23 protein-coding genes are annotated in these 23,563 nt (G+C 69.5%); 10 read left to right on the forward strand and 13 right to left on the reverse strand.

Annotated features, from left to right (window positions below; genetic code table 11):
• Window positions 1-39: 39 nt before the first annotated feature.
• From F9C12_RS11465 to F9C12_RS11475, 3 genes are read left to right on the forward strand one after another with little or no spacing between them, the layout of a single operon-like run.
• Complete coding sequence (locus F9C12_RS11465; protein ID WP_409181957.1) at window positions 40-696, forward strand: hypothetical protein; 657 nt, start codon at window positions 40-42, stop codon at window positions 694-696.
• A 9-nt stretch (window positions 697-705) separates the two neighbouring features.
• Complete coding sequence (locus tag F9C12_RS11470; RefSeq protein WP_409465844.1) at window positions 706-1,620, forward strand: pseudouridine-5'-phosphate glycosidase; 915 nt, start codon at window positions 706-708, stop codon at window positions 1,618-1,620.
• Window positions 1,617-2,486 (forward strand): carbohydrate kinase family protein, encoded by an 870-nt coding sequence (locus F9C12_RS11475; protein ID WP_409465845.1) that lies wholly within the window; start codon window positions 1,617-1,619, stop codon window positions 2,484-2,486. The genes F9C12_RS11470 and F9C12_RS11475 overlap by 4 nt, the downstream gene beginning before the upstream one ends.
• 262 nt (window positions 2,487-2,748) lie before the next feature.
• Here the strand turns inward: F9C12_RS11475 and F9C12_RS11480 are convergent, their stop codons facing one another.
• Window positions 2,749-3,093, reverse strand: a complete 345-nt coding sequence (locus F9C12_RS11480; protein ID WP_409187055.1) for a DUF3099 domain-containing protein — start codon at window positions 3,091-3,093, stop codon at window positions 2,749-2,751.
• A gap of 8 nt (window positions 3,094-3,101) precedes the next feature.
• Entirely contained in the window at window positions 3,102-4,394 is a 1,293-nt protein-coding gene (locus F9C12_RS11485) for an amidohydrolase (RefSeq protein ID WP_409465846.1), read from the reverse strand.
• Between F9C12_RS11485 and F9C12_RS11490 the strand changes: the two genes are divergently transcribed.
• From F9C12_RS11490 to F9C12_RS11505, 4 genes are all read left to right on the forward strand, one after another.
• Entirely contained in the window at window positions 4,387-5,919 is a 1,533-nt protein-coding gene (locus F9C12_RS11490; RefSeq protein WP_409465847.1) for a methyltransferase, read from the forward strand. The genes F9C12_RS11485 and F9C12_RS11490 overlap by 8 nt on opposite strands.
• Window positions 5,916-6,341 carry a D-aminoacyl-tRNA deacylase gene (dtd, locus tag F9C12_RS11495; protein ID WP_409181962.1) on the forward strand — a complete coding sequence of 142 codons (426 nt, stop codon included), beginning with the start codon at window positions 5,916-5,918 and terminating at the stop codon, window positions 6,339-6,341. The genes F9C12_RS11490 and dtd overlap by 4 nt, the downstream gene beginning before the upstream one ends.
• A gap of 278 nt (window positions 6,342-6,619) precedes the next feature.
• Window positions 6,620-7,651 carry a sigma-70 family RNA polymerase sigma factor gene (locus tag F9C12_RS11500; RefSeq protein WP_409181963.1) on the forward strand — a complete coding sequence of 344 codons (1,032 nt, stop codon included), beginning with the start codon at window positions 6,620-6,622 and terminating at the stop codon, window positions 7,649-7,651.
• 1,197 nt (window positions 7,652-8,848) lie between these two features.
• Window positions 8,849-10,510, forward strand: coding sequence for a fumarate hydratase (locus F9C12_RS11505; RefSeq protein ID WP_409465848.1), 1,662 nt, complete (start codon window positions 8,849-8,851; stop codon window positions 10,508-10,510).
• 21 nt (window positions 10,511-10,531) lie between these two features.
• On the opposite strand, the gene F9C12_RS11510 is transcribed toward F9C12_RS11505, so the two are convergent.
• From F9C12_RS11510 to F9C12_RS11555, 10 genes are all read right to left on the reverse strand, one after another.
• Window positions 10,532-10,969 carry an SRPBCC family protein gene (locus F9C12_RS11510; RefSeq protein WP_409465849.1) on the reverse strand — a complete coding sequence of 146 codons (438 nt, stop codon included), beginning with the start codon at window positions 10,967-10,969 and terminating at the stop codon, window positions 10,532-10,534.
• A gap of 295 nt (window positions 10,970-11,264) precedes the next feature.
• The gene (locus tag F9C12_RS11515; RefSeq protein ID WP_409181966.1) at window positions 11,265-11,771 is read right to left on the reverse strand and encodes a hypothetical protein; all 507 of its coding nucleotides are present in this window, start codon (window positions 11,769-11,771) and stop codon (window positions 11,265-11,267) included.
• A 44-nt stretch (window positions 11,772-11,815) separates the two neighbouring features.
• Window positions 11,816-12,301 carry a hypothetical protein gene (locus F9C12_RS11520; protein ID WP_409465850.1) on the reverse strand — a complete coding sequence of 162 codons (486 nt, stop codon included), beginning with the start codon at window positions 12,299-12,301 and terminating at the stop codon, window positions 11,816-11,818.
• 73 nt (window positions 12,302-12,374) lie between these two features.
• Window positions 12,375-13,172: an ABC transporter permease gene (locus tag F9C12_RS11525; protein WP_409465851.1), complete on the reverse strand. Its 798-nt coding sequence runs from the start codon at window positions 13,170-13,172 to the stop codon at window positions 12,375-12,377.
• Window positions 13,150-14,013, reverse strand: coding sequence for a 2-aminoethylphosphonate ABC transporter permease subunit (locus F9C12_RS11530; protein WP_409465852.1), 864 nt, complete (start codon window positions 14,011-14,013; stop codon window positions 13,150-13,152). The genes F9C12_RS11525 and F9C12_RS11530 overlap by 23 nt, the downstream gene beginning before the upstream one ends.
• Window positions 14,010-15,077, reverse strand: coding sequence for an ABC transporter ATP-binding protein (locus F9C12_RS11535; RefSeq protein WP_409465853.1), 1,068 nt, complete (start codon window positions 15,075-15,077; stop codon window positions 14,010-14,012). The genes F9C12_RS11530 and F9C12_RS11535 overlap by 4 nt, the downstream gene beginning before the upstream one ends.
• Complete coding sequence (locus F9C12_RS11540; RefSeq protein WP_409465854.1) at window positions 15,074-16,108, reverse strand: 2-aminoethylphosphonate ABC transporter substrate-binding protein; 1,035 nt, start codon at window positions 16,106-16,108, stop codon at window positions 15,074-15,076. The genes F9C12_RS11535 and F9C12_RS11540 overlap by 4 nt, the downstream gene beginning before the upstream one ends.
• Window positions 16,105-16,791: a phosphonatase-like hydrolase gene (locus F9C12_RS11545; RefSeq protein ID WP_409466992.1), complete on the reverse strand. Its 687-nt coding sequence runs from the start codon at window positions 16,789-16,791 to the stop codon at window positions 16,105-16,107. Before F9C12_RS11545 ends, F9C12_RS11540 begins: the two co-directional genes overlap by 4 nt.
• A complete protein-coding gene (locus F9C12_RS11550; protein ID WP_409465855.1) occupies window positions 16,785-17,903 on the reverse strand; it encodes a TIGR03364 family FAD-dependent oxidoreductase in 1,119 nt (372 codons plus the stop codon). The genes F9C12_RS11545 and F9C12_RS11550 overlap by 7 nt, the downstream gene beginning before the upstream one ends.
• 253 nt (window positions 17,904-18,156) lie before the next feature.
• Window positions 18,157-18,933, reverse strand: coding sequence for a GntR family transcriptional regulator (locus F9C12_RS11555; RefSeq protein ID WP_409465856.1), 777 nt, complete (start codon window positions 18,931-18,933; stop codon window positions 18,157-18,159).
• Window positions 18,934-19,008: 75 nt separating this feature from the next.
• Here F9C12_RS11555 and F9C12_RS11560 point away from each other — a divergent pair, with 75 nt between their 5' ends.
• Together F9C12_RS11560 and F9C12_RS11565 are read left to right on the forward strand one after the other, a co-directional pair.
• Window positions 19,009-20,226: an APC family permease gene (locus tag F9C12_RS11560; RefSeq protein ID WP_409465857.1), complete on the forward strand. Its 1,218-nt coding sequence runs from the start codon at window positions 19,009-19,011 to the stop codon at window positions 20,224-20,226.
• Window positions 20,227-20,492: 266 nt separating this feature from the next.
• On the forward strand, window positions 20,493-21,302 hold the full coding sequence (locus F9C12_RS11565) for a S1 family peptidase (protein ID WP_409465858.1): 810 nt from the start codon (window positions 20,493-20,495) through the stop codon (window positions 21,300-21,302).
• Between the two features lie 825 nt (window positions 21,303-22,127).
• Here F9C12_RS11565 and F9C12_RS11570 read toward each other — a convergent pair.
• Complete coding sequence (locus F9C12_RS11570; RefSeq protein ID WP_409465859.1) at window positions 22,128-22,589, reverse strand: MarR family winged helix-turn-helix transcriptional regulator; 462 nt, start codon at window positions 22,587-22,589, stop codon at window positions 22,128-22,130.
• Window positions 22,590-22,650: 61 nt separating this feature from the next.
• Between F9C12_RS11570 and F9C12_RS11575 the strand changes: the two genes are divergently transcribed.
• Entirely contained in the window at window positions 22,651-23,544 is an 894-nt protein-coding gene (locus tag F9C12_RS11575) for an alpha/beta hydrolase (protein WP_409465860.1), read from the forward strand.
• Window positions 23,545-23,563 lie beyond the last annotated feature (19 nt).

A 23,563-nucleotide genomic window follows, 5' to 3' on the forward strand; every position in this document is an offset into this window, starting at 1 on the left:
GGCTCGTCTGACCTGCCAAGGGACCCTTCAGGAGCGCCCATGCCGCACGAGTCCGCACCCCGCTGGCACAGCTGCCTGACCCGGCTCGGCGGCGACCACCACGTCGGCCGCGACGCTTGGGCGGATCTGGAAACGCGCTACACCGAACCGCACCGCCGCTACCACGACCTCGCCCACGCCACGGCCGTCGCGCACGACGCCGAGCAGCTGGCGGCGGACCTGCCCTTCCACGAACGCGCCGTCGTCGTACTCGCCGCGTGGGCACACGACGTGGTCTACGACGCCGTACCCGGCCAAGACGAACAACGCAGCGCGGAATGGCTTCGCCGCTGGCTCACGCGCGCGGAGGTTGCCGACGCGCACATCGACCAGGCCGAAGCCCTCGTACTCGCCACCGCGGCCCACGAAGCGCCCGAAGGCGACCTAGCCGCAGCGGCCCTCCTCGATGCGGACCTAGCCATCCTCGGCGCACCGCCCGCCGTGTACGCCGCGTACGTGGACAACGTGCGCCAGGAGTACGCGCGCTACCCCGACGACGCCTGGGCGACCGGCCGCGCCGCCGTCCTGGAAAGCCTCCTCGCCCGGCCCGCGCTGTACCTCACCGAAAGCGCCCGCTCACGCTGGGAGACCGCGGCGCGGCAAAATCTGCAGGCAGAGCTGACCCGATGCCGCAGTGCGCGCGGCGATCACAGATGATGTCCGTCCGTGACCACCCAGACCACTCCCCTGTTCGTCCACGAGGAAGTCGCCTCGGCGTTGCGTGACGGTCACCCCGTCGTCGCGCTCGAGAGCACGATCCTGTCGCACGGCCTTCCTTACGGCCGGAACCTCGACGTCGGCCGCCGAATCGAGCAAACCGTACGGGACGGCGGCGCCGTGCCGGCCACCATCGCCGTGCTGGACGGACGGCCGGTCGTCGGCCTCTCCCCCGCCGAACTGGAGCGCGTCTGCGCTCCCGACGCCAATTTGGACAAACTGTCCCTGCGCGACCTGGGCCCCGCAGTCGGCCTCGGCCGTTCCGGCGCCACCACCGTCGCCGGAACCTCCGCGCTCGCCGCCGCAGCCGGAATCGGCGTCTTCGCGACCGGCGGCCTCGGCGGCGTGCACCTGGGCGCGGCGCAGAGCTGGGACGTCTCGGCAGACCTCGGCGTCCTGGCCAAGGTGCCGACCGTGGTCGTGTGCTCCGGCGTGAAGTCCGTCCTGGACATCCCCGCCACGCTCGAGGTGCTGGAAACGAACTCGGTGCCCGTCCTCGGCTACCGCACCGACGATTTCCCCGCGTTCTACCTCCGCTCGTCGGGCCACCCGGTCGGCTGGCGGGTGGACGACCCGGAACAGGCCGCCGCGGTCATCTCCGCCCACCGCCGCTACGCGAATTCCGGTGTCCTGCTGACGAACCCGATCCCGGAAGAGTCCGAAATGGACCGTGCACTGCACGATCGCCTGCTGCGAGAGGGTCTGGCAAAACTGGCCGACGCGGACGTACACGGCGCGGACGTGACTCCCGTGCTGCTGGAACACTTCCACACCGCGAGCGACGGCGTCAGCATCGACGCGAACGAAGCTTTGGTGCTGTCCAACGCCAAACTGGCGACCGAGGTAGCGGTGGCCCTGTCGTGACGGGAATCGTAGTAGTCGGCGACGCGGGCCTGGATGTCGTCGCGAGGCACGACCAGCCGCTCCCCCACGGCGGTGACGCCAGAGCCGCAATCCGCTTCACCGGCGGCGGCGCCGGAGCGAACACCGCGCTGTGGCTACGTTCCCTGGGCGCGGAAACCACCCTGATCGCCCGAATCGGCGACGACTCGGGCGGCCGCCTGATCCGCACGGAACTGGAGGCGGCAGGCGTCCGCTGCGCCTTCGCGACCGACCCCGAAGCCCCCACTTGCTGCGTCGTAGTCATCGTCGACGGCGATGGCCAACGCAGCATGCTCGCCGACCGAGGCGCGAACAAACGCTTCGCCCCCGAAGACGTAACGCCCGAGGCCCTGGCTGGCTCCAGCCACCTGCACCTGTCCGGCTACGTCCTGCTCGACCCGTCCTCGCGCCCCGCAGGCCTGGCCGCGCTGGCCGCCGCCAAGAAAGCAGGCCTGACCACCTCGGTAGACCCGCAAGCAGCCGCCCACATCCACGACGCAGCAGCCTTCCTGGACGACGTACGCGGCACCGACCTGCTCATGCCGAACACGGAAGAACTAGTAGCCCTGACCGGCTCCGCAGACCCGTCCTCCGCAACCGAACTGCTGAACACCGTCGGCGCGGTCGTAGTCACCGCAGGCCTCAACGGCGCGAGCTGGATCGACGCACAAGGAATCACGTCAGCCCCCGCAGTAGAAACCACCTGCGTAGACTCGACCGGCGCAGGCGACGCCTTCGACGCAGGCGTCCTCACCACCTGGCTGGCCGGAAAGTCCACAATGGACGCCCTACGCACCGGCACCAAACTGGGCGCACTGGCAGTAAGCCGAATCGGCCCCCAACCCTGACCCCGCCCGTGAGGGAACCCCCACACCCCTGATTCCCTCACAACCCTAAAAACCGCACCGCCGCACCCAAAAAGCGAGGCACCCACACCTCCCCCCCGCCCCCGATACGAAGCCTCCCTGCGGTTCGGGGGTGCTTGTCAAGGCATCTTTCCCGCCTTGACAAGCACCCCCGAACCGTCAGCACAATCAAGCTTCGGGGGCCCCACGCAACCAGGGAACGGCAATGTCGCCCGCCAGGGCGACGAGCCGAACGAGAACAAACCTACCCGTCAATCACCCGATGCTTCCGCCCCTCAACCGCCCGAGCGTCCCGCGAATACCGACTGACCTTCTCCGACTTCCGAGGCGGCCGATCATTGGCGATCAACACCGCGATCCAAGGCAACGGCACCGAGATCACCAAAAACAAAATAGCCAGCCACCACGTGTGATAAGTCAACCCGGCCAGCACCAGGCAGGGAATCCGGCACACCATCATGATGACGTACTTGCGCTTCCGCGCCGCCAGCTGATCGTCGAGCGACGGTTCGGCCTCGGTGATCAACACCGGCTCGGGGCGGGGATCGGGTCCGTGGGGTGCGTTCACAGCACCACCTCCGCGTTCCATCGTCTCACTCACCGCCCTTCCGCGACACCCGGGCGGGCGAACCGGGACAACGCGGCGACGACCAGCGTCTCGACCCCGGTCCGCAACGTCGGATGCAGCACCGGCGCGAACTTGGACGAATGGTTCGAAGGCACGTCGGTCTCGAACCGCCCCTCGGTCATCGCAGTGATCACCTGCTGCGCGTCGAACCCGCCGACCAGCCAGAACACCGACGGCACCCCAGCCGCCCGCCCGAACTCGCTGAAGTCCTCGCTGCCGGTGACCAACGGCGCGGGCATCGTCGCCTCCGCCCCGAAGTGCGCGCGAAACACCTCAGTCAGCTCATCCGACGCGGAAGCGTCGTTCGCCGTGACCGGATAAGACGCGACGACCTCCACAGTCGGCGGCTGAGGCGCTCCCGCAGCCGCCGCCTCGCCGTTCACAATCCGCTCGATCGCCTTGCGCAGCCGCACCAACACGGCGTCGTCGAAAGCGCGAGTGTTGACCTCCAGCACGGCATGGTCCGCGATCACGTTCGCCGCGGTCCCGACGTGCATCGAGCCGACCGTCACCACCGCCGGCTCAGTCGCCGCGATCTCGCGCGACACGATCGTCTGCAGCTTGAGCACCACCGACGCCGCCAGCACCGCCGGGTCCACCGTGGTTTCCGGCCGCGACCCATGCCCGCCGCGTCCGTGCAGGGTGATCCGCAAGGTGTCGGTCGCCGCCATGATCACCCCGGGACGAGTCAGCACCCACCCGGCCGGACCAGGAACGATGTGCTGCCCGAAGACCACGTCCGGGCGGCCGACCCGCTCGAAAAGCCCGTCGCGAACCATCCCGGCCGCACCGTCCCCGGCCTCCTCGCCCGGCTGGAACAGCGCGAGCAACGTGCCGGACCACTCGTCCCGCGAAGCAGCGAGAAGATGCGCGGCACCCGAGAGCCACGTCGCGTGCATGTCGTGTCCGCAGGCATGCATCAGCGGCACATCGCGGCCCTCGGAGTCGACGCCGCGCGCAGTGCTCGCGTACGAGAGCCCGGTCTGCTCCTCGACCGGCAACGCGTCGATGTCGGCGCGAAGCAGCACAGTCGGTCCTTCGCCGTTGCGCAGGACGCCGACGACGCCGGTGCGACCGATGCCGGTGTGCACCTCGAAGCCGGCTTCAGTCAGCCTTCGCGCCAACTCCGCCGCCGTGCGGGTTTCGGTGAACGCCAGCTCGGGATGCCGGTGCAAATCGACGTACAGCGCTTCAAGCTCCGGCAGTACCGCTTCAAGCGGAGCCAGGACACGCTCGGTGGTCTCGGTGGTCACGATGCTCATCGTGGCAGGCTTACCCACCGTGAGCACGAACACGCCTCTTCCTGACCTTTCCGACGACGTCTGTGCGCGGCTGCGCGAAGCGTTCCGACGCACCGGCTACGACGCTGACGGCGTCGTCGACGCGCTCGGCGGCGCAGCGCACACGGCGCTGGGCCGCGGCGAGCCCGAACCCGCCCGCCGCGCCAGCCTCGACGCCGGCGACCTCGGCGTCTTCATCCGGCTGTTCCTGCTCGGTCTCGCCGAGCCGGAGAATACCGTCTCGTCGGCGTTCGCGCCGCTCAGCGTGGACGACGCGGTGGCCGCGGGCATCCTGCGGACCGCCGGGGACGAGTTCCGCGCGGCGCTCGACATCCGCCCGCACGGCGACGAGGACGGTTCGTGGTGGGTCGTCTCCGACCTCGACGCCGACATGCTGGGCCACGTCGTTCCCGAGGACCACGTGCTCGGCGTCGGGCACGCGTCGCTGAGCCTGATCCGCGCGACCAGCCGCCGCCCGGTCGGCACCCTGCTCGACCTGGGCACCGGCAACGGCGTCCAAGCCCTGCACGCGACCCGGCACGCGCAGCGGGTGACCGCGACCGACGTGTCGGCCCGCGCGCTCGCGCTGGCGGCGGGCACGTTCCGGCTGAACGAGCTGGAGGTCGAGCTGCTGCGCGGCGAGTGGTTCGCGCCGGTCGCGCGCCGCCGCTTCGACCAGATCGTGTGCAATCCGCCATTCGTGGTCGGTCCGCCGCGCGTCGACTACACCTACCGCGACTCCGGCCTGGCCGGCGACGACGCGAGTGCGCTCGTCGTCCGTCAGCTGCCGAGCTTCCTCAACGATGGCGGCACCGGTCAGCTTCTCGCGTCGTGGCTGCACCGAAGCGGCGAAGACTGGGGCGACCGCGTCGCGCGCTGGCTGCCGCCTGAAACCGACGCCTGGTTCGTACAGCGCGACGTCGCCGATCCCGGACTGTACGTGGGCACCTGGTTGCGCGACGAAGGCATCGACCCGCGCTCGCCCGAAGGCCGCGCCAAAGCGGCGGCGTGGCTCGACTGGTTCACCGAAAACGACGTACAGGGCATCGGTTTCGGCTTCGTGACACTGCGGCGCGCAAACGGTCAGACGCCGACTGTTGTCTGCGAAGACCTGCGACAGGCTTACGACGACCCTCTGGGTCCTGAAGCTGCGAACTGGCTCGATCGCGTCGAGTGGCTGCGTACGCACGGCGACAATGTGTTGGACGTAGCGTTCCGGGTACCCGACACAGTGCTGCTCGAACGCGTCGACTCTCCCGGCGATGAAGGCTGGGAAACAACCGTGCGGCGGTTGCATCGCACGGACGGACCAGGTTGGCAGCACGAGGTCGACGAACTCACTACGCGGCTTCTCGCGGGTTGCCGCGGTGCGTTGCCGCTGTCGGATCTGCTGGACCTGTTGTCCGCCGCGCAAGGCCTCGATTCGGCCGAACTGACTGCCGCCGCGTTGCCGATCGTCCGCGAACTTGTGCGGCACGGCATGCTCGTGCCGGGTTCGCCGCGGTGAGGGCGGTGGCGGCGCGGGTCACCCGCGCGAGCGTGACCGTCGCGGGGGAGATCGCCGGAGAGATCAAGGAACCCGGACTGCTCGTGCTGCTGGGCGTGCACCGGGACGACGATCTCGCGAAAGCCGGGACGATGGCCCGCAAACTGCACGAACTGCGGTTGCTCCGCGACGAGGAATCGTGTGCGACGACCGGCGCTCCGCTGCTCGTGGTGTCGCAGTTCACGCTCTACGGCGACACCCGCAAGGGCCGCCGCCCGTCGTGGACCGCCGCCGCCCGGCCGGAAATCGCCGAACCCCTGGTGGACGCCGTGGTCGCGGAACTGCGCGGCCGCGGCGCGACCGTCTCGACCGGACGGTTCGGCGCGGAGATGGCGGTGGAAAGCGTGAACGACGGCCCGTTCACCGTTCTCGTTGAGGTCTAGACCACAGTGGAGAAGGCCGCGTAACCTCGAAGACACGGAGCGCGATTCGAGCGCTTTTCCCGGAGCGCAGCGGTTCTCAGCAAAACCTCAGTTTTGGTGGAGCAACCGAGGGGCGGGTACGCCCGTCCTCTTTTCAGCGAGCCGGGAACGTTTCGCCTTCCCGGGGCGTTGAGACCAGTGTCCAGCCAAGCCGGCTGGGCCCGCGGACACGGGATTCCACAGGCCCCGTTCCCGCAGGCGCCGGCGAGACACGTTCAGCCCGTGACCGGGGAGGCAGAATGTCAGTCCAGACTCTCGAACGCGAAGCGCGCGGGATTCGCGAGCGCGGGATTCCAGCACAGCAGACCGAGGAGCGGGTGAGCGTGGGGGCGCTCACCGACGCCGACCTCGACGCCCAGAGCCCCGCCGCCGACCTGGTGCGCGTGTACCTGAACGGCATCGGCAAGACCGCGCTGCTCACCGCGGCCGACGAGGTCGAGCTGGCGAAGCGGATCGAAGCCGGGGTCTTCGCCCAGCACATGCTCGACACCGCCGAGGACCTCACGCCGCAGCGCCGCAAGGAGCTGCGCGCGCTGGTGCGCGACGGGCACACCGCGAAGAACCACCTGCTGGAGGCCAACCTCCGGCTCGTGGTGTCGCTCGCGAAGCGCTACACCGGCCGGGGGATGCCGCTGCTCGACCTGATCCAGGAGGGGAACCTGGGCCTGATCCGCGCGGTGGAGAAGTTCGACTACTCCAAGGGGTTCAAGTTCTCCACGTACGCCACGTGGTGGATCCGCCAGGCCATCACCCGCGGCATGGCGGACCAGGGCCGCACGATCCGGCTGCCGGTCCACCTGGTCGAGCAGGTGAACAAGCTGGCCCGGATCCGCCGCGACCTGCACCAGCAGCTGGGCCGCGACGCGACCCACGAGGAACTGAGCGCCGAATCGGGCATTCCGGTGCACAAGATCTCGGACCTGCTCGACCAGTCCCGCGACCCGGTGAGTCTCGACATGCCGGTGGGCACCGAGGAGGACGCCCCGCTGGGCGACTTCATCGAGGACTCGGAGGCGACCGACGCGGAAAGCGCCGTGATCTCCGGCCTGCTGCAGGACGACCTCCGCCGCGTACTGGCCACGCTGGACGACCGCGAACAGCACGTCATCCGGCTCCGCTACGGCCTCGACGACGGCCAGCCCCGCACCCTCGACCAGATCGGCAAGCACTTCGGCCTGTCCCGCGAACGCGTGCGGCAGATCGAACGCGAGGTCATGGCGAAACTGCGCCAGGGCGAGCGGGCCGACCGGCTGCGGGCGTACGCCAGCTGAGTTTTCTTGCCTCTCCGGGGCCGGGGTTCGGGGCCCGGGCTTTCCGGAGCGGCGGGAATGCCGGTCAGCGGGCTGATTCGGGCTGCCGCGGGAGGCTTGCCGGGTGTGGGGTTCGGCGAGTCGAGTCGTGGGAAGCACGCGGGGAGGCCGTGGTTTCCGCAGGAGCCTGGGTTCGGGGCCCGGGTTCCGGAAGGGTCGGTCAGCGGGCTGATTCGGGACGCCGCGACAGGGTGACCGAGTGTGGGGCTCGGTGAGCCCGGTCGCGGCAAGCACGCAGGTCGAGGTGTTCCGCACGGACCAGGGCGGGGCCCGGGGTTGCAGAGCGGGCGGAATCGCCGGTCAGCGGGCTGTTTCAGGCCGCCGTGACAGGCTGACCGGGCGTACGTCCAGTGAGCCGAGCCGCGGCAAGCACGCAGGCAGGCCGAGGTGTTCCGCACGGACCAGCTGGCTGATTGGGGACGCCGCGGAAGGCTTATCGGGCGTGGTGTCCGGTGATTCGGAGCGCGGCCAGCACGCAGGCAGGCCAGGGTTTCCGCAGGGACCGGGGTGGGGCCCGGCCAGGCGGGACGGAGACCCTCGGCCAAAAGATGTTTCAGTGGGCAGCGGTTCGCGCCGCTGGTTGCGCAAACCCCCGGTTCGGCTTCCGGACCGGGGGGTTTCGTCATGTCCGGCCCGCCGCTGGGCCGCCTCAAAGGACCCCGGGAAGTGCCGACAAATCGCCACATCAACACCACCAGCCCCAGCAGCCCCAAGAGCCCCGCCAGCCCCTCCATTCACTCCTGAGTGCAAAAACCCTCCTTCCGCGCCCCGATTCCTCCCATTCCTCCCGTTCCTGCTGACACCCAGCGCAATCCCCTCACCACTCCGCGCACCCGATCGAGGAATTCGCCTCTCGTTCGCGTTTGGCCGTTCCGGGCAGTGGGTAGCAAGCGTTCGCGACCCCCGCTGGGCGGCGTCCGGTCAACGCGCCGGCGGTGGTCCCGTTAGTCACGCGGGGCGGGTGTGTGCGCATCCGGTCCGCTTTCCCCGGGAGGTCGGGTCCGTCGGGGTGGGCCCGGCCTCCCGACCATGCCCGCTCCTCCTCGGCAGAGGGCACCGTCGGCGTGCGCTATCCCACAGCGCCCCCGCGTCCGTGCGACCGGGCGGAAACGGCTGAGTACCGTGAGCCAATCCCGATCAGGGCAAAGGAGCCTCGCTGTGCCGCCCACCACGTTCCAGCACACCGAAGTCCTGCCGCTCGGCAAGGACACCACCACCGAGTACCGGCTGGTCACCGCCGACGGCGTCGAGACCGTCGAAGCCGCCGGGCGGAAGTTTCTGAAGGTCGATCCGGAAGCGCTGACGACGCTCGCGCGCACGGCGATCACCGACATCCAGCACCTGTTGCGTACGTCACATCTGCAGCAGCTGCGTGCGATCGTCGACGACCCCGAAGCGAGCGGCAACGACCGGTTCGTCGCGATGGACCTGCTCCGCAACGCGGCCATCTCGGCCGGCGGCGTGCTGCCGATGTGCCAGGACACCGGCACCGCCATCGTCATCGGCAAGCGCACGGAGGGCGTGCTGTCCGGCGGCGACGACGAGCGCGCGCTGTCGAAGGGCATTTTCGACGCGTACCAGCAGCTGAACCTGCGCTATTCGCAGATGGCCCCCCTCAACTTCTGGGAAGAGCGCAACACCGGCACGAACCTGCCCGCGCAGATCGAGCTGTATCACAAAGACAGCGACGCGGCGGACCCGTCGTACGAGTTCCTGTTCATGGCCAAGGGCGGCGGCAGCGCCAACAAAACGTTCCTGTACCAGGAAACCAAGGCGGTCCTGAACCCGAAGCGGCTCGCCCGGTTCCTGGACGAGAAGCTGCGCAGCCTGGGCACGGCCGCGTGCCCGCCGTACCACCTGGCGATCGTCGTCGGCGGCATGTCGGCCGAGTTCAACCTCAAGGTCGCGAAGCTCGCCTCCGCGCGCTACCTGGACAATCTGCCTGCCGAGGGTTCCGAGCTGGGCCACGCGTTCCGCGACCGCGACCTCGAGCAGCAGGTGCTGGAGATGACGCGCCAGTTCGGCATCGGCGCGCAGTTCGGCGGCAAGTACTTCTGCCACGACGTCCGGGTGATCCGCCTGCCGCGGCACGGCGCGAGCTGCCCGGTCGGCGTGGCGGTGTCCTGCTCGGCCGACCGCCAGGCGAAGGCGAAAATCACCAGCGAGGGCGTGTTCATCGAGCAACTCGAACGCGACCCGGCCCGCTTCCTGCCGGACGTCACCGAGGACGACCTGTCCGACGAGGTCGTGTCGGTGGACCTGAACCAGCCGATGGACCAGATCCGCGCGCAGCTGTCCCAGCTGCCGGTGAAGACGCGCCTGTCGCTGACCGGCCCGCTCGTCGTGGCGCGCGACATCGCGCACGCCAAGATCGCCGAACGCCTGGACGCCGGCGAGGAGATGCCGCAATACCTCCGCGACCACCCGGTCTACTACGCCGGCCCGGCGAAGACCCCGGACGGCTACGCGTCCGGCTCGTTCGGCCCGACCACGGCCGGCCGGATGGACTCGTACGTCGCCCAGTTCCAGGCAGCGGGCGGATCGCTGGTGATGCTGGCGAAGGGCAACCGCTCGAAGCAGGTGACCGCCGCGTGCAAGGAACACGGCGGCTTCTACCTGGGCTCGATCGGCGGCCCGGCCGCGCGGCTGGCGAAGGACTGCATCAAGAAGGTCGACGTGCTCGAGTACGCCGAACTCGGCATGGAAGCAGTCTGGAAAATCGAGGTCGAAGAGTTCCCCGCGTTCATCGTGATCGACGACAAGGGCAACGACTTCTTCTCCGAAACCAGCGAACCAGTCCTGCAGATCAGCTTCCGCTGACCCCCGAAGCCCGCGCCGAGGTCATCCGGGAAACATCCCGCCCAACCGGGCGAGAGTCTTCTCGATGGCCTCGGCGTTGCGCTTGGGAAACCCGAGCAACCGAATCGCGAGCGGCGACCGCGCAGTAGACCAGTCGAAAGTCTCGGTAACCTGCGTGCGCCCGTCCCCGGCCGGCTCGAGCAGCCAACGCCACCGATGCCCGGCGAAATGCCGCCAGGCGATCAGCCGATTCTCCTCGAACTCGACCACGGTGTTCCGAATCCGATACGGCGCCCCCATCCGCATCTCCATGCCGAACTGCGCCCCCAACGACAACCGCGCAGGCGCCGCCCCCGCACTGGCCCGCACGGTCCCCGACCCGTCAATCAACGGATGCCGCGCCGGATCGGCAAGCAACGCGAAAATCCGTTCCGGCTCAGCAGCAACAACCACACTGCGCGAAACCTGGCGAGTTCCCATCAGACAAGCCTAGGGCCACAAGCCCTCCACGGCCATCGACACAGCCCCCACCCACCACCGTGTCCACAGTGGACCCCGAAACCGCACCGACGCACCCAACAAGCAAGGCACCCACACCCCTCCCCCACCCCCGATACACAGCCAAAAACACGGCGCTGGGGTGCTTGTCAAGGCATCTTTCCCGCCTTGACAAGCACCCCAGCGCCGTAGTCACACTAAAAAATCGGGGGGCCCCGCAACCACTCACCCGGCAATGTCGCCCGCCAGGGCGACGAGCCGAACCCCGAGCAGCACCTCACCGAGGCGGAGACTGCTTCAAAACCACAGTCCTCTCCCCCAACGGCGCCGCCAACGCCACCGAAATCACCGGATGCCGCAAATCCATCGTGCACATCTGCCCGGTCTGCGCCTTGGTCTCGCTCAAATCCACCACCACCTTCTGGGCGGTCTGCTCAACAGCCTCCCCGAGCGCATGCCCGCACCCCCCTTCCTCAGCCCGCACCACGAGCACCGTCCCCCCGTTGTCCGCATAGACCTCCTTGGGGAACGTCTTGGGCAACGCGGCCCCGTCCACCCGGTTGTCCGGCACCCGCTCAGCCCCCTGCGGAGGGTCGAACTGAGGCTTCCCCGGCGGCGGCACCGAGGTCGAGGTGCTGGTGCTGCCGCTCGGCGGCGCAGACTCGGTCCCGGACGCCGGTGCGTTCGCCATGCTCGTCGGGCTGCCGCACGCGGCCGCCATCGTGAGCACCAGTGCCGCGCCCGCCAGTCGTGTCGTTCCGATCAGCTTCGTCGAGTACCTCATGCTCCCTAGACGGACCGGCCGCCCCGCAGGGTTGCACCCGATCTTCACGGACCCGGTTTCAGCACCAATTCCCGCCCGCCCAGCGGCGCGGCGAGCCGGACCGGCAGCGAAATCTCCCGCACGTGCATCGGGCACATCTGCCCGTGCGGCGCCTTGGTGATCGTCACCAGCACGACGACCTGAGCCGCCGTTTGCTCGCCCGCCTTCGCGCTGATCTTGTCGCATCCGCCCTCCTCGGCCTGAATCACCACGACGGAGCCGCCCTCCGCGAGGGTGACGTCGTGCGGATACTCAGGCGGAAGTGCCGACGCGTTGACCTGCCCGGCAGCAGGCGCGGTGTCCCCAGGCGGGACACCCTGCGTAGGACGGCTCTTCGGCGGCGCTGTCACCGGCGGAGGCGCGACCGAAGACGGCGGCGGCGGCGAGGAAACCGGCACCGAACTGGACGCCGGGCCGGAGGAAACCGGCGCGGCTGTGGTCCCGTTGCTGCCGCACGCCGCGACCGTCAGCAGCAGCGCGCTCGCTCCCACGATTTTTCCTGTAGTCCGCATGCATCGCGGACGGAATCGCGGCGCGTGAGGTTGCATCCGAGGGGGAACTATTTCACCGGGCCGAAGCCTTCCCTCGCACCAGCCCCAGCAGCACCACCCCGGCCAGCGTGACCACCAGCAACAGCACCGTGCTCGCCGACGCGAGAAACACCTGTCCGCGGTCAGTCAGGGAGAAAATGGTCGCCGGGAGCGTCCGCCAATCTGGCGGATAAAGCATCATCGTCGCGCCCAATTCGCCCATCGACATCGCCAGCGCCAAACCGGCCGAAGCCGACATCGCGGGCAATAGTGCCGGCAACCGCACTCGCAGCAACACTCGCAACGGACGCGCGCCGAGACTCGCCGCGGCCTGGGCTAGCAGCGGGTCAACGCGTTGCAGCGCGGCCGAAACCGTGCTGTAGGCGAAGGGCAGCAGGATCATCAAGTGTCCAACCAGGACGATCCAGCGCGTGCCGTTGAACGCCAGTGGCGGACGGCTGAACGCCACCAGCAACGCCAGCCCCAGCACCACCGACGGCACCGCGATCGGCAGGTGGAACAGCGAATCCGCGATCCGGCGCAGTCGCGGCGGCGCGTGGTCGACGGCCAGCGCGGCCCAGGTCCCGAGCAGCACCGAGACCAGCGACGTGATCATCCCGGTCTGCACGCTTACCGACAAGCTCGCAAAGGTCTCACCGGACAGCGCCTCGGCGTAATGCGAACCGGTGAGCCCGCTGGGCAGCACGCCGGTCCAGCTGCCAGCGAAGGACGCCAGCACGATCATCACCAGCGGCGCGGCCACCACCCCGAGGAAAACCACGCCGAACACCAGCCACACCAGCGCCCGGCTACGCCGCGTCCACAGCAGCACGACGGCCTCCCTTCCCGACCACTCGCCGGTAAACCGCGTAGAGCACCAGCGACAGCACCACATTCACTACCGCGACCACCGAAGCCGCCGGGAAGTCGAAGGTGACGATTCCCTTGCCGTACACCAGCATCGGCAACGTCGAAACACCCTTGGCACCGAGAAACAAAACGATGCCGAACTCGTTCATCGTCAACAGCAGCACCAGGCACGCGCCGGACGCGAGCGACGGCAACGCTTCCGGCAGCACGACCCGCCACAACACCCTGCCTGGCCGCGCGCCGAGACTCGCCGCCACCTCCAATTGCGCCGACGGGACTTGGCTGAACGCGGCGAGCGCGGGCCGCATCACGAAGGGTGTGTAGAAGGTGATCTCGGCGAGCAGCACGCCCCACGGCGAGTACAGAAACCCAGCGGTACCAAAGACTCCCGCGCCGCCGTAGAGGAAGGTGAAGGCCAGCGCGATCAGGAACGACGGGAACGCCAGAACGGTGTCCACGAGCCGGGCGAGCAGCGTCGCTCCGGGAAACGGGACGAACGCGACAATGAGCGCGAGGAACCCGCCGAGCAGCACGCAACCGACCGTGGAACCCAGTGCCAGCAACACCGTCTGCCAGACCGCTCGGCCGAATTCCGGCGACGACAGCACCTGCGTCCACACCGAAAGCCCGAAACTGCCGTCCTGTGCGGTGAACGACTGCAAGAGCACCAGCACCAGCGGGTAGCCGAAGAAACCGGCGACCACGAGCGCGGGCGGAAGCAGCCAGCCGATCCGGTACCGGCGGTGCCGCGAACCGCGCCGAGCGGGGGCGACCGCGGCGGTGCCGAGTGCGAGGCCGGTCATCCGCCCACCCCCACCAGCGGGCAGCCGTCCGGAATGGACACTCCGACGCGATCGCCGACGGCGGGCAGCACCGGACTGTCCGGCACCTCGGCGCGGATGTCGCAGACCTCGTCGGTGAGCCGCAGGTCGAGCCGGTACCCGGAACCGCGCCACTGCACGCCGCGCACCAGCGCGGGGAAGGTGTCCGGCCCGGGTTCGCCGACCGAGATCCGGTGCGGCCGCACGCCGAGCGCCACCGGCCGCTCCGGCTGGAGCGGGCCGGACGGTTCGGCGGACAGCTCCCGCCCGGCCAGCCGGACCGTCGCGACCGTCCCGTCCGCACGCACCAGCTCCACCGGAATGAGGTTCGCCGCGCCGAGGAAGCTCGCGGTGAACTCTGTGGCCGGGCGGCGGTAAAGCTGTTCGCACGGACCGAGTTCGACCAGCCGGGAGTCGCGCAGCACCGCGATCCGGTCGGCGAGCGCGAGTGCTTCGCTCTGGTCGTGGGTGACGTAGATCAGGGTCGTGTCGGGCAATTCGGCCCGCAGCCGCAGCAGTTCCGCGACCATGTCCTCGCGCAACGCGGCGTCCAAAGCGGACAGTGGTTCGTCGAGCAGCAGCGCGTTGGGCCGGATCGCGAGCGCACGCGCCAGCGCGACCCGTTGCTGCTGCCCACCGGACAGTTCCCGGGGATACCGGCGCGCGTACTCGCTCATCCCGACCAGTTCCAGCACCTCGCCGACGCGCTTCGTCACGTCTGCCCGGCGCATCTTCCGCGCCTTCAGTCCAAACGCGACATTGTCGGCGACGCGCTGATGCGGGAAGAGCGCGTAACTCTGCACTACCACGCCGAGACCACGCCGGTGCGGCGGCAGGTCGGTGACGTCCTGGCCGTCGAGCAGCACTCGTCCGGCGCTCGGCCGGAGGAACCCGGCGAGCGCCTTGAGCGCGGTCGACTTGCCGGAGCCGGACGGCCCGAGCAGCGCGAGCGTTTCGCCGCGCGCGACCGAAAGATCCAGCGGGGCAAGCGCTTGCGTCGCTCCGAAATGGACGGATACGCCGCGGAACTCTACTGCCGGAGTCACTGTCCGGTGGCCTTCCGGTACGCGGCGAGGTCGGCGTCGAGGCGGCCGAGGACGGCGTTCCAGTCCGGAGTCCAAATGTCCACTCCGGACATCGCGGCGGTGATCTTCTCCGCCTTCGGACCCTGCGGTTTGACGTCGGCGCGGGCCGGGATGCCGTACGCGTCGCTGGCCTTGGCCTGGGTTTCCGGCGAGAACAGGAAATCGAGCAGTTTGCGAGCGTTGTCCGCGTGCGGCGCGTTGGTGACCAGACCGGCGAAGTACGGCAGCGCGAAGGTGGACCGCTTGCCCTGCGCGTCGGCCGGGAAGAACACCGAGAACCCGCCGCTCTTGTCGATCTCGGCGAGGTTCATCTGCAGGTCTCCGTTGGCGACGAGCACCTCGCCCTTCGCCACCTTCGGCTGCAGTTTGCCGGTGGACGACGACGGCCCGACGTTGTTCGCCTGCAGACGGCCGAGGTAGTCGAGCGCACCCTGGTCGCCGAACACGTGCTGAGCCTGCAGCAGCACGGCGGTGCCGTCGCCCGCCTCGCCGGGCGTCGAGTACTGGAGCTTGCCCTTGTACTTCGGGTCGAGCAGGTCGTTCCAGGTTTTCGGAGCCGGATTCGCCTGCTGCGGGTTGCAGATGAAGGTGAGGTAGTTGTTCATCAGGGCGTAGTAGCGGCCCTGCGGATCCTTCTGCGCGGCCGGAACCTGGTCGACGCCCTTCGGCGCGGACGCGGCGAGCAGGCCTTCCTTCGCCGCCTGCTGGACGAACGGCGGGAGCGTCACGAGGACGTCGGCCTGAGTGTTGGCCTTTTCCTTGCCCACGCGCGAAACGACCTCGGCGGAACCAGCGGTGACCGCCTGGACGGTGATCCCGGTCTGCTGCTTGAACTCGGCGAACCGGGCGTTGTACCAGTCCTCGAGCCCGTCCGCGGTGTACACGGTGACGGTCTGGTCGCCGGACGCGCCGCCCGCCGTGCCGCCGCACGCGGACAGCAGGCCGGCGAGGGCCGCGACGAGAGCGACGACGGTCGCTTTCCGGATTCTCATGGCTGATTGGCTCCTTCGAGTACGGCGGGGAGGGCGGAGACAGAGTCGAGAACGTGGGTGGCGCGCGCGGCTTCCAGCTCGCCGCGGTCGCTGGCGCCGGTGAGGACTCCGGCGACGATTCCGGCGCCGGCGGCGAGACCGGTGCGGACATCAGCGGGGGTGTCGCCGACGACCGCGATGTTGCGAACGTCAGTGACCTGCAGTTTCAGTGCGGCAGCGAGGACCAGGTCGGGATACGGACGGCCGCGCACGCCTTCGCCGGGTGCGAGCGCGAGGTCGGCGAGGTCGCGCCAGCCGAGCGCGTCGAGCAGCGCGCGCTGGGTCGTGGGCGCGAAACCGGTGGTGAACGCGACCCGGACGCCTTGCTCGCGCAGGCCTCGGATCGTTTCCTCGGCGCCGGGGACCGGCTTGCACTCCCCGGCCGCGACCAGCCGTCCGTACGAGCCCTCGAATTCGGCGTTCGCGCGCTGGGCGAGGTCTTCGTCGCCGAGCAACGCGCGGAACACGGTGATCTTCGACTGGCCCATGGTTTCCCGGACGTAGTCGAGCATCCCGGCGTACCGTTCGTCCTCTTCGGACACTCCGGCGGCCGCGATGGCCGCGGTGAAAGCACGTTCGACGAGTCCGTCGTCCGCGACGGTGGTTCCGGCCATGTCGAACACGACGAGTTCGGTGGTCACCAGCCCAGCTCCTTTGCGGTGTCTTCGGCGATCGCCGGCGAGCAGGTCATCCCCCGGCCGCCAGGGCCGGTGACGAGGAAAGCGTTGTCGGACAAGCGTTCCCGGTGCACGACCGCGGCCTGGTCGGTCGCCTGGGCGTACACGCCAGCCCAGCGGCGCCGGATCTTCGGCAGCGGTCGGCCGAGCAACGCGCCCGCCACTTCGGCGAGATGGTCGTACGGGTCTTCGGTGACGTCGAAGGAGAACGGCTGCGCGTACTCGTGCGTGTCGCCGATGGTGAGCGAACCGTCGCGACGCTGCACCATCAGCAGCTGCATCGCGTTCCGCGCGGCGACTTCGCCCTGCGGCTGGCGTTCGTTCATCGCGTCCAGCGCCTCGCCGCGATAAGCCGGGTAGTACCGGAAGCTGTCGCCGTCCGCGACGCTGGTGGGCAGCGGCTCGTCCAGCGGTTCGGTCTGCGCCATCTGCAGCCGGACCCGGCGCACCGGGATCTCGCCCGCGATCTCGCGGACCAGCCCGCCGAGCCACGCGCCGGTGCAGAACACCACGACGTCGCCCTCGTGCCGCTCGCCGTGATCGTCGACCACGCCGTTTTCCGTCAGGTTCCGCACCTCGCGGCCCGGCAGCCAGCGATAACGACCGCTCGCTTCGAGCGCTTCCCGGAGGGCGGGCTGCGCGGTCCGCGGTTCGACCGCCGCGTCGCGCTCGCACCACAACGCTCCGGCGAAGTTGCCGCGCAGAGCCGGGTTCAGTGCCCGGGTCTCCTTCGCGTCGAGGAGTTTGAAGCCGCGCTCGGCCGCTTCCGGCCCGGCGACGACCTCCTGCGCGACCGCCAGTTCGGCGTCGGTGCGGACGACCGTCAGCGAGCCGTTGGCCCGGAAACCCAGCGCGGGCACGCGTTCGCCGATCCGCTCCCACAGCTCCCGGGCGCGCACCGCGGTCTCCAGCTCCGGCCCGGCGGCGCGCCCGCCGACCCAGACCAGCCCGAAGTTGCGGACGGACGCTCCGCGCGCCTCCGGCTCGCGTTCGAGCTGAAGGACTTCGTGGCCGCGTTCCACGGCCTGCCAGGCGTGCTGGGTGCCGAGCACGCCGCCGCCAACGATGAGGATTCGCACGGCCGCAACAGTCGCCGCCCGCGCTCAACGGAGCCTGTCGGCACGGGGAACGCCAGGTGAAGCAGCCTCGAATATTGGACCGGATGAGTTACCGTTCCGTTATCTTTGTCGTGGGCCAGGCCGAGCACTGCGGTGAAGCGCACGACCGGCATCGGATACGCGGCCACGCCCGTGTGTGTCCGTTTCGCGCAGACTTGAGCGCGCCGGAGCGTTCGATGCTGGAGGAACGAACCGGCGGCACCGGATGCGACAGCTACTCGACGCGGTTCAGGCGCGTCACGAAGCTCAGCCGGTCGCCGCGGTACAGCGACCGGACCCGCTCGAACGGCTCACCGTCCGGACCCCACGACACGCGGTGCATCAGCAGCATCGGCAGAGCCGGGTTCGTGCCGATGAGCAGGGCTTCGCGGGGGGTCGCGAGCACGGTCTCCACGCGTTCCTCGGCCCCGTCGAAGACCACGCCCAGCTCGTCGCGCAGGTAGGCGTACAGCGACTGCTCCGGGTCGAAATCCTCCAGCAGCGTGGGGAACTTGTCGGCGCGGAGGAAGGTCGATTCGAGGCCGACGCGCTCGTCGTCGGCGAGCAGGACGCGTTCCAGGTGGAGCACCTCGTCGGCTGGTTCGATCCGCAGGTCGGCGGCCAATCCGGTGCCCGCGGCGCGGCGTTCGAGGGTGATCAGCGTGCGACCGGGCCGGATGCCCTGGCGGCGCAGGCCTTCGGTGTAGCTGACGAGCGCGAGCGGCTGGACCAGCTTCGGCGGTGCGACGTACGTGCCGCTCCCCTGCCGTCGCGACAGCCTGCCTTCGAGGACCAGTTCGCCCACCGCCTGCCGGACCGTCGCGCGGGACACCTCGAACCGTTCGCACAGTTCGCGTTCCGTGGGCAGCGCGCTGCCTTCGCCCAATTCGGCGATGACGGCCAGCAATTCGACCTTCACCGCGTAGTAGCGCGGCACGCGGCCGTGGTCCGGGATGCCGTCGCGGACCGGTCCGTCAGCGGACAGGCGGGACAGCGGCGAAGTCGGGGGCACGAGACCCGAGCCTATGCCAGACGCGCGGCGCGTGGTTCGCTGTCTCGCGAACTGACCCATTGGAAGGACTCCGCAATGCCTTTGGCCCGCAGGCTCGGCCTCGCCGACGCCGTTTTCATCGGACTCGGTTCGATGATCGGCGCCGGCGTTTTCGCCGCGTTCGCCCCGGCCGCGCGCGCCGCAGGTTCGGGATTGCTGCCCGCGCTCGCCGTGGCGGCGTTGGTCGCTTACTGCAACGCGACTTCTTCCGCCCGGCTCGCCGCGCGGTATCCGGAATCAGGTGGCACCTATGTGTACGGACGCGCTCGCCTGGGTGAATTTTGGGGATACTTGGCGGGGTGGGGATTCGTCGCCGGGAAAACGGCGAGCTGCGCGGCGATGACGCTGACCGTGGTCGCGTACGCCGCGCCCGGACTCGGTCAGCCCTGGCGGAGTTTGCTCGCGGTGGGCGTGATCGGAGTGGTCACCGGCGTGAATTGTCTCGGCGTGCATCGATCTGCTTTGGCGACCCGGGTGATCGTTTGCCTCACCCTCGTGGTGCTCACCCTGTTCGCGGTTTTCGGATTGTCCGGCCCGCACGTTTCGCCGTGGACCCCGTTTCACGGCGGCGGAATCCTCGAAGCGGCCGGTTTGCTGTTCTTCGCGTTCGCCGGTTATGCCCGGCTGGCCACGCTTGGCGAGGAAGTCCGCGACCCGGCGCGCACCATTCCGCGGGCCATTCCGCTCGCTTTGGGACTGACGCTCGTGGGATACGCCGTGGTGGCGGTGGTGCTGCTGGTGACCTTGGGGCCGGACGGGATCGGGGCGAGTCCCGATCCGCTCGCTTCAGCCGTTCCGTGGCTGTCGCCGGTGATTCGGGCCGGGGCCGTGGTGGCCGCGTCGGGTTCGTTGCTGGCCTTGGTGCTGGGCGTTTCGCGGACGACGCTCGCGATGGCTCGGGACGGGCATCTGCCGCGATTCCTGGCCGCGGTGCATCCTCGGTTTTCGGTGCCGCACCGGGCGGAGCTGACGGTGGGCGCAGTGGTCGCAGTGTTGGCTACGACGACGGATTTGCGTGGTGCGATTGGGTTTTCGTCCTTCGCGGTGCTCGCTTATTACGCGGTGGCGAATGCTTCCGCGTTGACGCTTCGCCGGGACGAGGGGGCCGCGCCGAAGGTGGTCGCGGCCGGCGGATTGGCGGGGTGCGCGGTGCTGGCGTTCAGCTTGCCTCTCGCCTCGGTGCTCAGCGGGTGTTTGGTGCTGGGACTGGGCGTGGCGGCGTACTTCGTGCGCCGCCAGGTGGTCGCGCGCTGAGTCCTGCTCCCGGCGCGGTGCGCGAAAGTCCCCCTCGCTCCGCCGCGACCCGACTGCTCCGATAAGCGCACATCCGCAGGTCAAGGCTGCTTTTTACCTTCGTCGCCGGTGCCGTAATCTGCCGGATCCGGTGAAGAATCCGAAAGATCCGAAGAAAGTTGGTTGTCCACTTACCGCGGCTCTGGTGTAGTCGTTTGGTCACCGCACGACACCTCCCCGCCCCCGGGAGCGGAAGCTCCACAGTGGACACCGGAAGGACCATCCCCTTGGCCGACAAGCGAAACTTCAGCATGCTCACGCGAGTACTGGCAGGCGCGGCAGCCCTCGCGGCCGCCGCCGGATTCGCGACGCCCGCCGTGGCGTCGACGCCGCCGTCGCCGGGCGCGGAGCCTCAGGTCGTCGGCGGAACTCGCGCCAGCCAAGGGGAATTCCCGTGGATGGTCCGGCTTTCGATGGGCTGCGGCGGCGCGCTGTACGCGAACCAGATCGTGCTGACCGCCGCGCACTGCGTCGACCGCACCGGAGCGGACTCGTCGATCACCGCGACGCTCGGCGTGGTCGATCTGCAGAGTTCGAGCGCGAAGAAGGTGCGCTCGAGCTACGTCTACCGCTCCCCGACGTACGACTCCACCGGCGGCGACTGGGCGCTGATCAAGCTGGCGAGCCCGGTGAGCGGCATCCCGACGCTGCCGATCGCGAAGAACGCCGACTACAACTCCGGCACGTTCACCATCGCCGGCTGGGGCGCGGCCAAGGAAGGCGGCGCGCAGCAGCGCTACCTGCTGAAGGCCGAGGTCCCGTTCGTGGACGATTCGACGTGCCAGGCCCAGGGCGGCGACTACGCAGACCTGAAGCCAGACGCGGAACTCTGCGCGGGCAAACTGGACACCGGCGGCGTCGACACCTGCCAGGGCGACTCCGGCGGCCCGATGTTCCGCCGCGACGGAGCAGGCGACTGGATCCAGGTGGGCATCGTCAGCTGGGGCGACGGCTGCGCCCGGCCCCACGCACCCGGCGTGTACACCGAGGTGAGCACGTTCGCCTCCGACATCGCCGAGGCGGCCGGGAAGCTCTGACCCCCTGCTTGCCGAGCCGGGCACGGGACTCCGAGGGGTTCCGTGCTCGGCTTGGGCGGCGTTTCTCGGCGTGGGAGCCGCATGTGGAGGGTGGGACTGAAGCGAAGGGCGCGAGGCCATGTCGTTGGCAGGCCTGCGCGGCGCCAGTGGGCGGGAGTGCGGCTGATGCCGAACTACGCGGGACCGGAGTGCCGGAAACTGCGGCCAGGCAGCCAACCCGAAGCGGGCTTCTCATTGCGCGGGAGTGCGGCTACCTCCGACCAACACGGCACCCCGGGCACCTGGAACTGCGGACAGGCAACCAACCCGAAGCGGGCTCCTTAGTGCGCGGGAATGCGGCTACCGCCGACCAACGCGGCACCCCCGGGCACCGGAAAACTGCGCTCGGGCAACCGATCCGACGCAGGCTCCCCTAGCCCGTGGGAATGCGGCTACTTCCGACCAACACGGCACCCCGGGCGGCGGTACTGCGGCCAACCCGAAGCAGACACCCCTAGCGCGTGGGAATGCGCCACCTCCGACCAACGCGGGACCCCGGGCGGCGGGAATTGCGGCCGGGCAACCAACCCGAAGCGGGGTCCTTAGTGCGCGGGAATGCGGCTACCGCCGACCAACACGGCACCCCGGGCGGCGGGAACCGCGACCGGGCAGCCAACCCGAGCAGGCTCCCCACCGTGCGGATCCCATCGCCGAACGCAGGACAGGCGCGCCGAGGCGCAGTAAGCCGCGCAAGGTCCCGCGCCGGGAAACCGCAGGAGCAGCCGGATCCCCACCACTCCGCGCTTCCGGCGAGCAAGTGCGAAACGCGCCGCCGGAACCAGGAACCTAACCCGCGGGAAGCCCGACGTTCCGCTCCTCCAGCGCCCCCCGCAGCTCGGCGAGCACCGCGGTCACCGTCGCGAGCCGGTCCTCCCCCGCCACCGAGCCGATCAGCTCGTCGAGCTGGGCCCGGAACGTCTTCTCCATCGCCTCGGCCAGCTCGCGTCCGGCGGGCGTCAGCTCGACCAGCGACGACCGCCGGTCCTCCGGATTCGGCACCCGGCGCGCCCACCCCCGCGTTTCGAGCCGGTCGATGCCCTTGCTGGTCGCCCCGATCCCGATGGCGAAGTTCACCGCGAGGTCCGCGACCCGCGACCGCGGATGCCGCGCCAGGTACTGCAGGAACTCGAACTGCGCCGCGCCGATCCCGTGCTCGGCCTTGAGACCGTCGCTCACCGCGTTGTAGATCCGGGTCTCGCAGCGCACCAGATGGTCGAAGAGCTGCCCGTTTGCCGAAGTACCTTCCATGGCATATAGTCTAGCATTACATGCCACGGAATATACTTCCCAAGAATTCTCAGGAGAGCAGATGAGCAGGGAACAGCGCCGCGCGATCGCCGAGCAGCTGCGGCAGGCGCCGGAGCGGCCCGCGGCGACTACGATCGACCAGATGCGCGCCGGGTTCGCCGCGTTGATGAGCCAGTACCCGGTGCCGACCGACCATCGCGAAACTCCGACCACGCTCGCCGGGCGGCCAGCCGTCCTCGTCGAGCCGCCAAGAGACCCGCGGCCGGGCACGATCCTGTACTTCCACGGCGGCTCGTTCTCGCTGGGCTCGCCGCACACGGCGATGGCACTGACGGCGAATCTGGTCCTGCGCACCGGAATCCGCGCGCTCTCGCTGGACTACCGGCTCGCCCCCGAGCACCCGTTCCCGGCCGGGATCGAAGACGGCGTCGCCGCCTACCGCAGCCTGCTGGAGGACCACGACCCGTCCTCGATCGTCTTCGCCGGCGACTCCGCGGGTGGCGGCCTGTCCGTGACCACCACCTTGGCCGCCCGCGACGCGGGACTCCCGCTGCCCGCCGGGATCGTCGCGTTCTCACCGGGCCTCGACCACACCTATTCCGGGAAGTCGATGGTGACCAAGGAGGAGGCCGACCCGTTCTTCACCAGGGAAAGCCTGAGCAAGACCGGCCAGCTGTACCTGGCCGGCGCGAACCCCGCCCAGCCGCTCCTCGCCCCGGCGGTCCACGCCGACCTGACCGGCTTCCCGCCGATCCTCCTGCAGGTCGGTTCGAACGAAGTCCTGCTGGACGACGCGGTCCGGCTGGCAGAACGCGCCCGCGAGGCAGACGTCGACGTGATCCTCGACATCACCGCCGACGTCCCGCACGTGTTCCAGACCTTCACCGACACGCTCGACGAAGCAGGGCAAGCCCTGGACCGGGCCGCCCTGTTCATCAAGCAGCGCCTCGGCTGAAGCTCAGCGCCTCGGCTGA

It is taken from the genome of Amycolatopsis sp. GA6-003, assembly GCF_046267895.1.
Taxonomy (GTDB): domain Bacteria; phylum Actinomycetota; class Actinomycetes; order Mycobacteriales; family Pseudonocardiaceae; genus Amycolatopsis.

Bases quoted from the DNA above. Each gene is read 5' to 3' on its own strand.
- F9C12_RS11510 (WP_409465849.1), bottom strand. From the start codon at position 10,969: ATGGGAACTCGCCAGGTTTCGCGCAGTGTGGTTGTTGCTGCTGAGCCG.
- F9C12_RS11465 (WP_409181957.1), top strand. From the start codon at position 40: ATGCCGCACGAGTCCGCACCCCGCTGGCACAGCTGCCTGACCCGGCTC.
- F9C12_RS11500 (WP_409181963.1), top strand. From the start codon at position 6,620: ATGTCAGTCCAGACTCTCGAACGCGAAGCGCGCGGGATTCGCGAGCGC.
- F9C12_RS11560 (WP_409465857.1), top strand. From the start codon at position 19,009: ATGCCTTTGGCCCGCAGGCTCGGCCTCGCCGACGCCGTTTTCATCGGA.
- F9C12_RS11570 (WP_409465859.1), bottom strand. From the start codon at position 22,589: ATGGAAGGTACTTCGGCAAACGGGCAGCTCTTCGACCATCTGGTGCGC.
- F9C12_RS11540 (WP_409465854.1), bottom strand. From the start codon at position 16,108: ATGAGAATCCGGAAAGCGACCGTCGTCGCTCTCGTCGCGGCCCTCGCC.
- F9C12_RS11485 (WP_409465846.1), bottom strand. From the start codon at position 4,394: ATGAGCATCGTGACCACCGAGACCACCGAGCGTGTCCTGGCTCCGCTT.
- F9C12_RS11480 (WP_409187055.1), bottom strand. From the start codon at position 3,093: ATGGAACGCGGAGGTGGTGCTGTGAACGCACCCCACGGACCCGATCCC.
- F9C12_RS11490 (WP_409465847.1), top strand. From the start codon at position 4,387: ATGCTCATCGTGGCAGGCTTACCCACCGTGAGCACGAACACGCCTCTT.
- F9C12_RS11575 (WP_409465860.1), top strand. From the start codon at position 22,651: ATGAGCAGGGAACAGCGCCGCGCGATCGCCGAGCAGCTGCGGCAGGCG.
- F9C12_RS11515 (WP_409181966.1), bottom strand. From the start codon at position 11,771: ATGAGGTACTCGACGAAGCTGATCGGAACGACACGACTGGCGGGCGCG.
- F9C12_RS11530 (WP_409465852.1), bottom strand. From the start codon at position 14,013: ATGACCGGCCTCGCACTCGGCACCGCCGCGGTCGCCCCCGCTCGGCGC.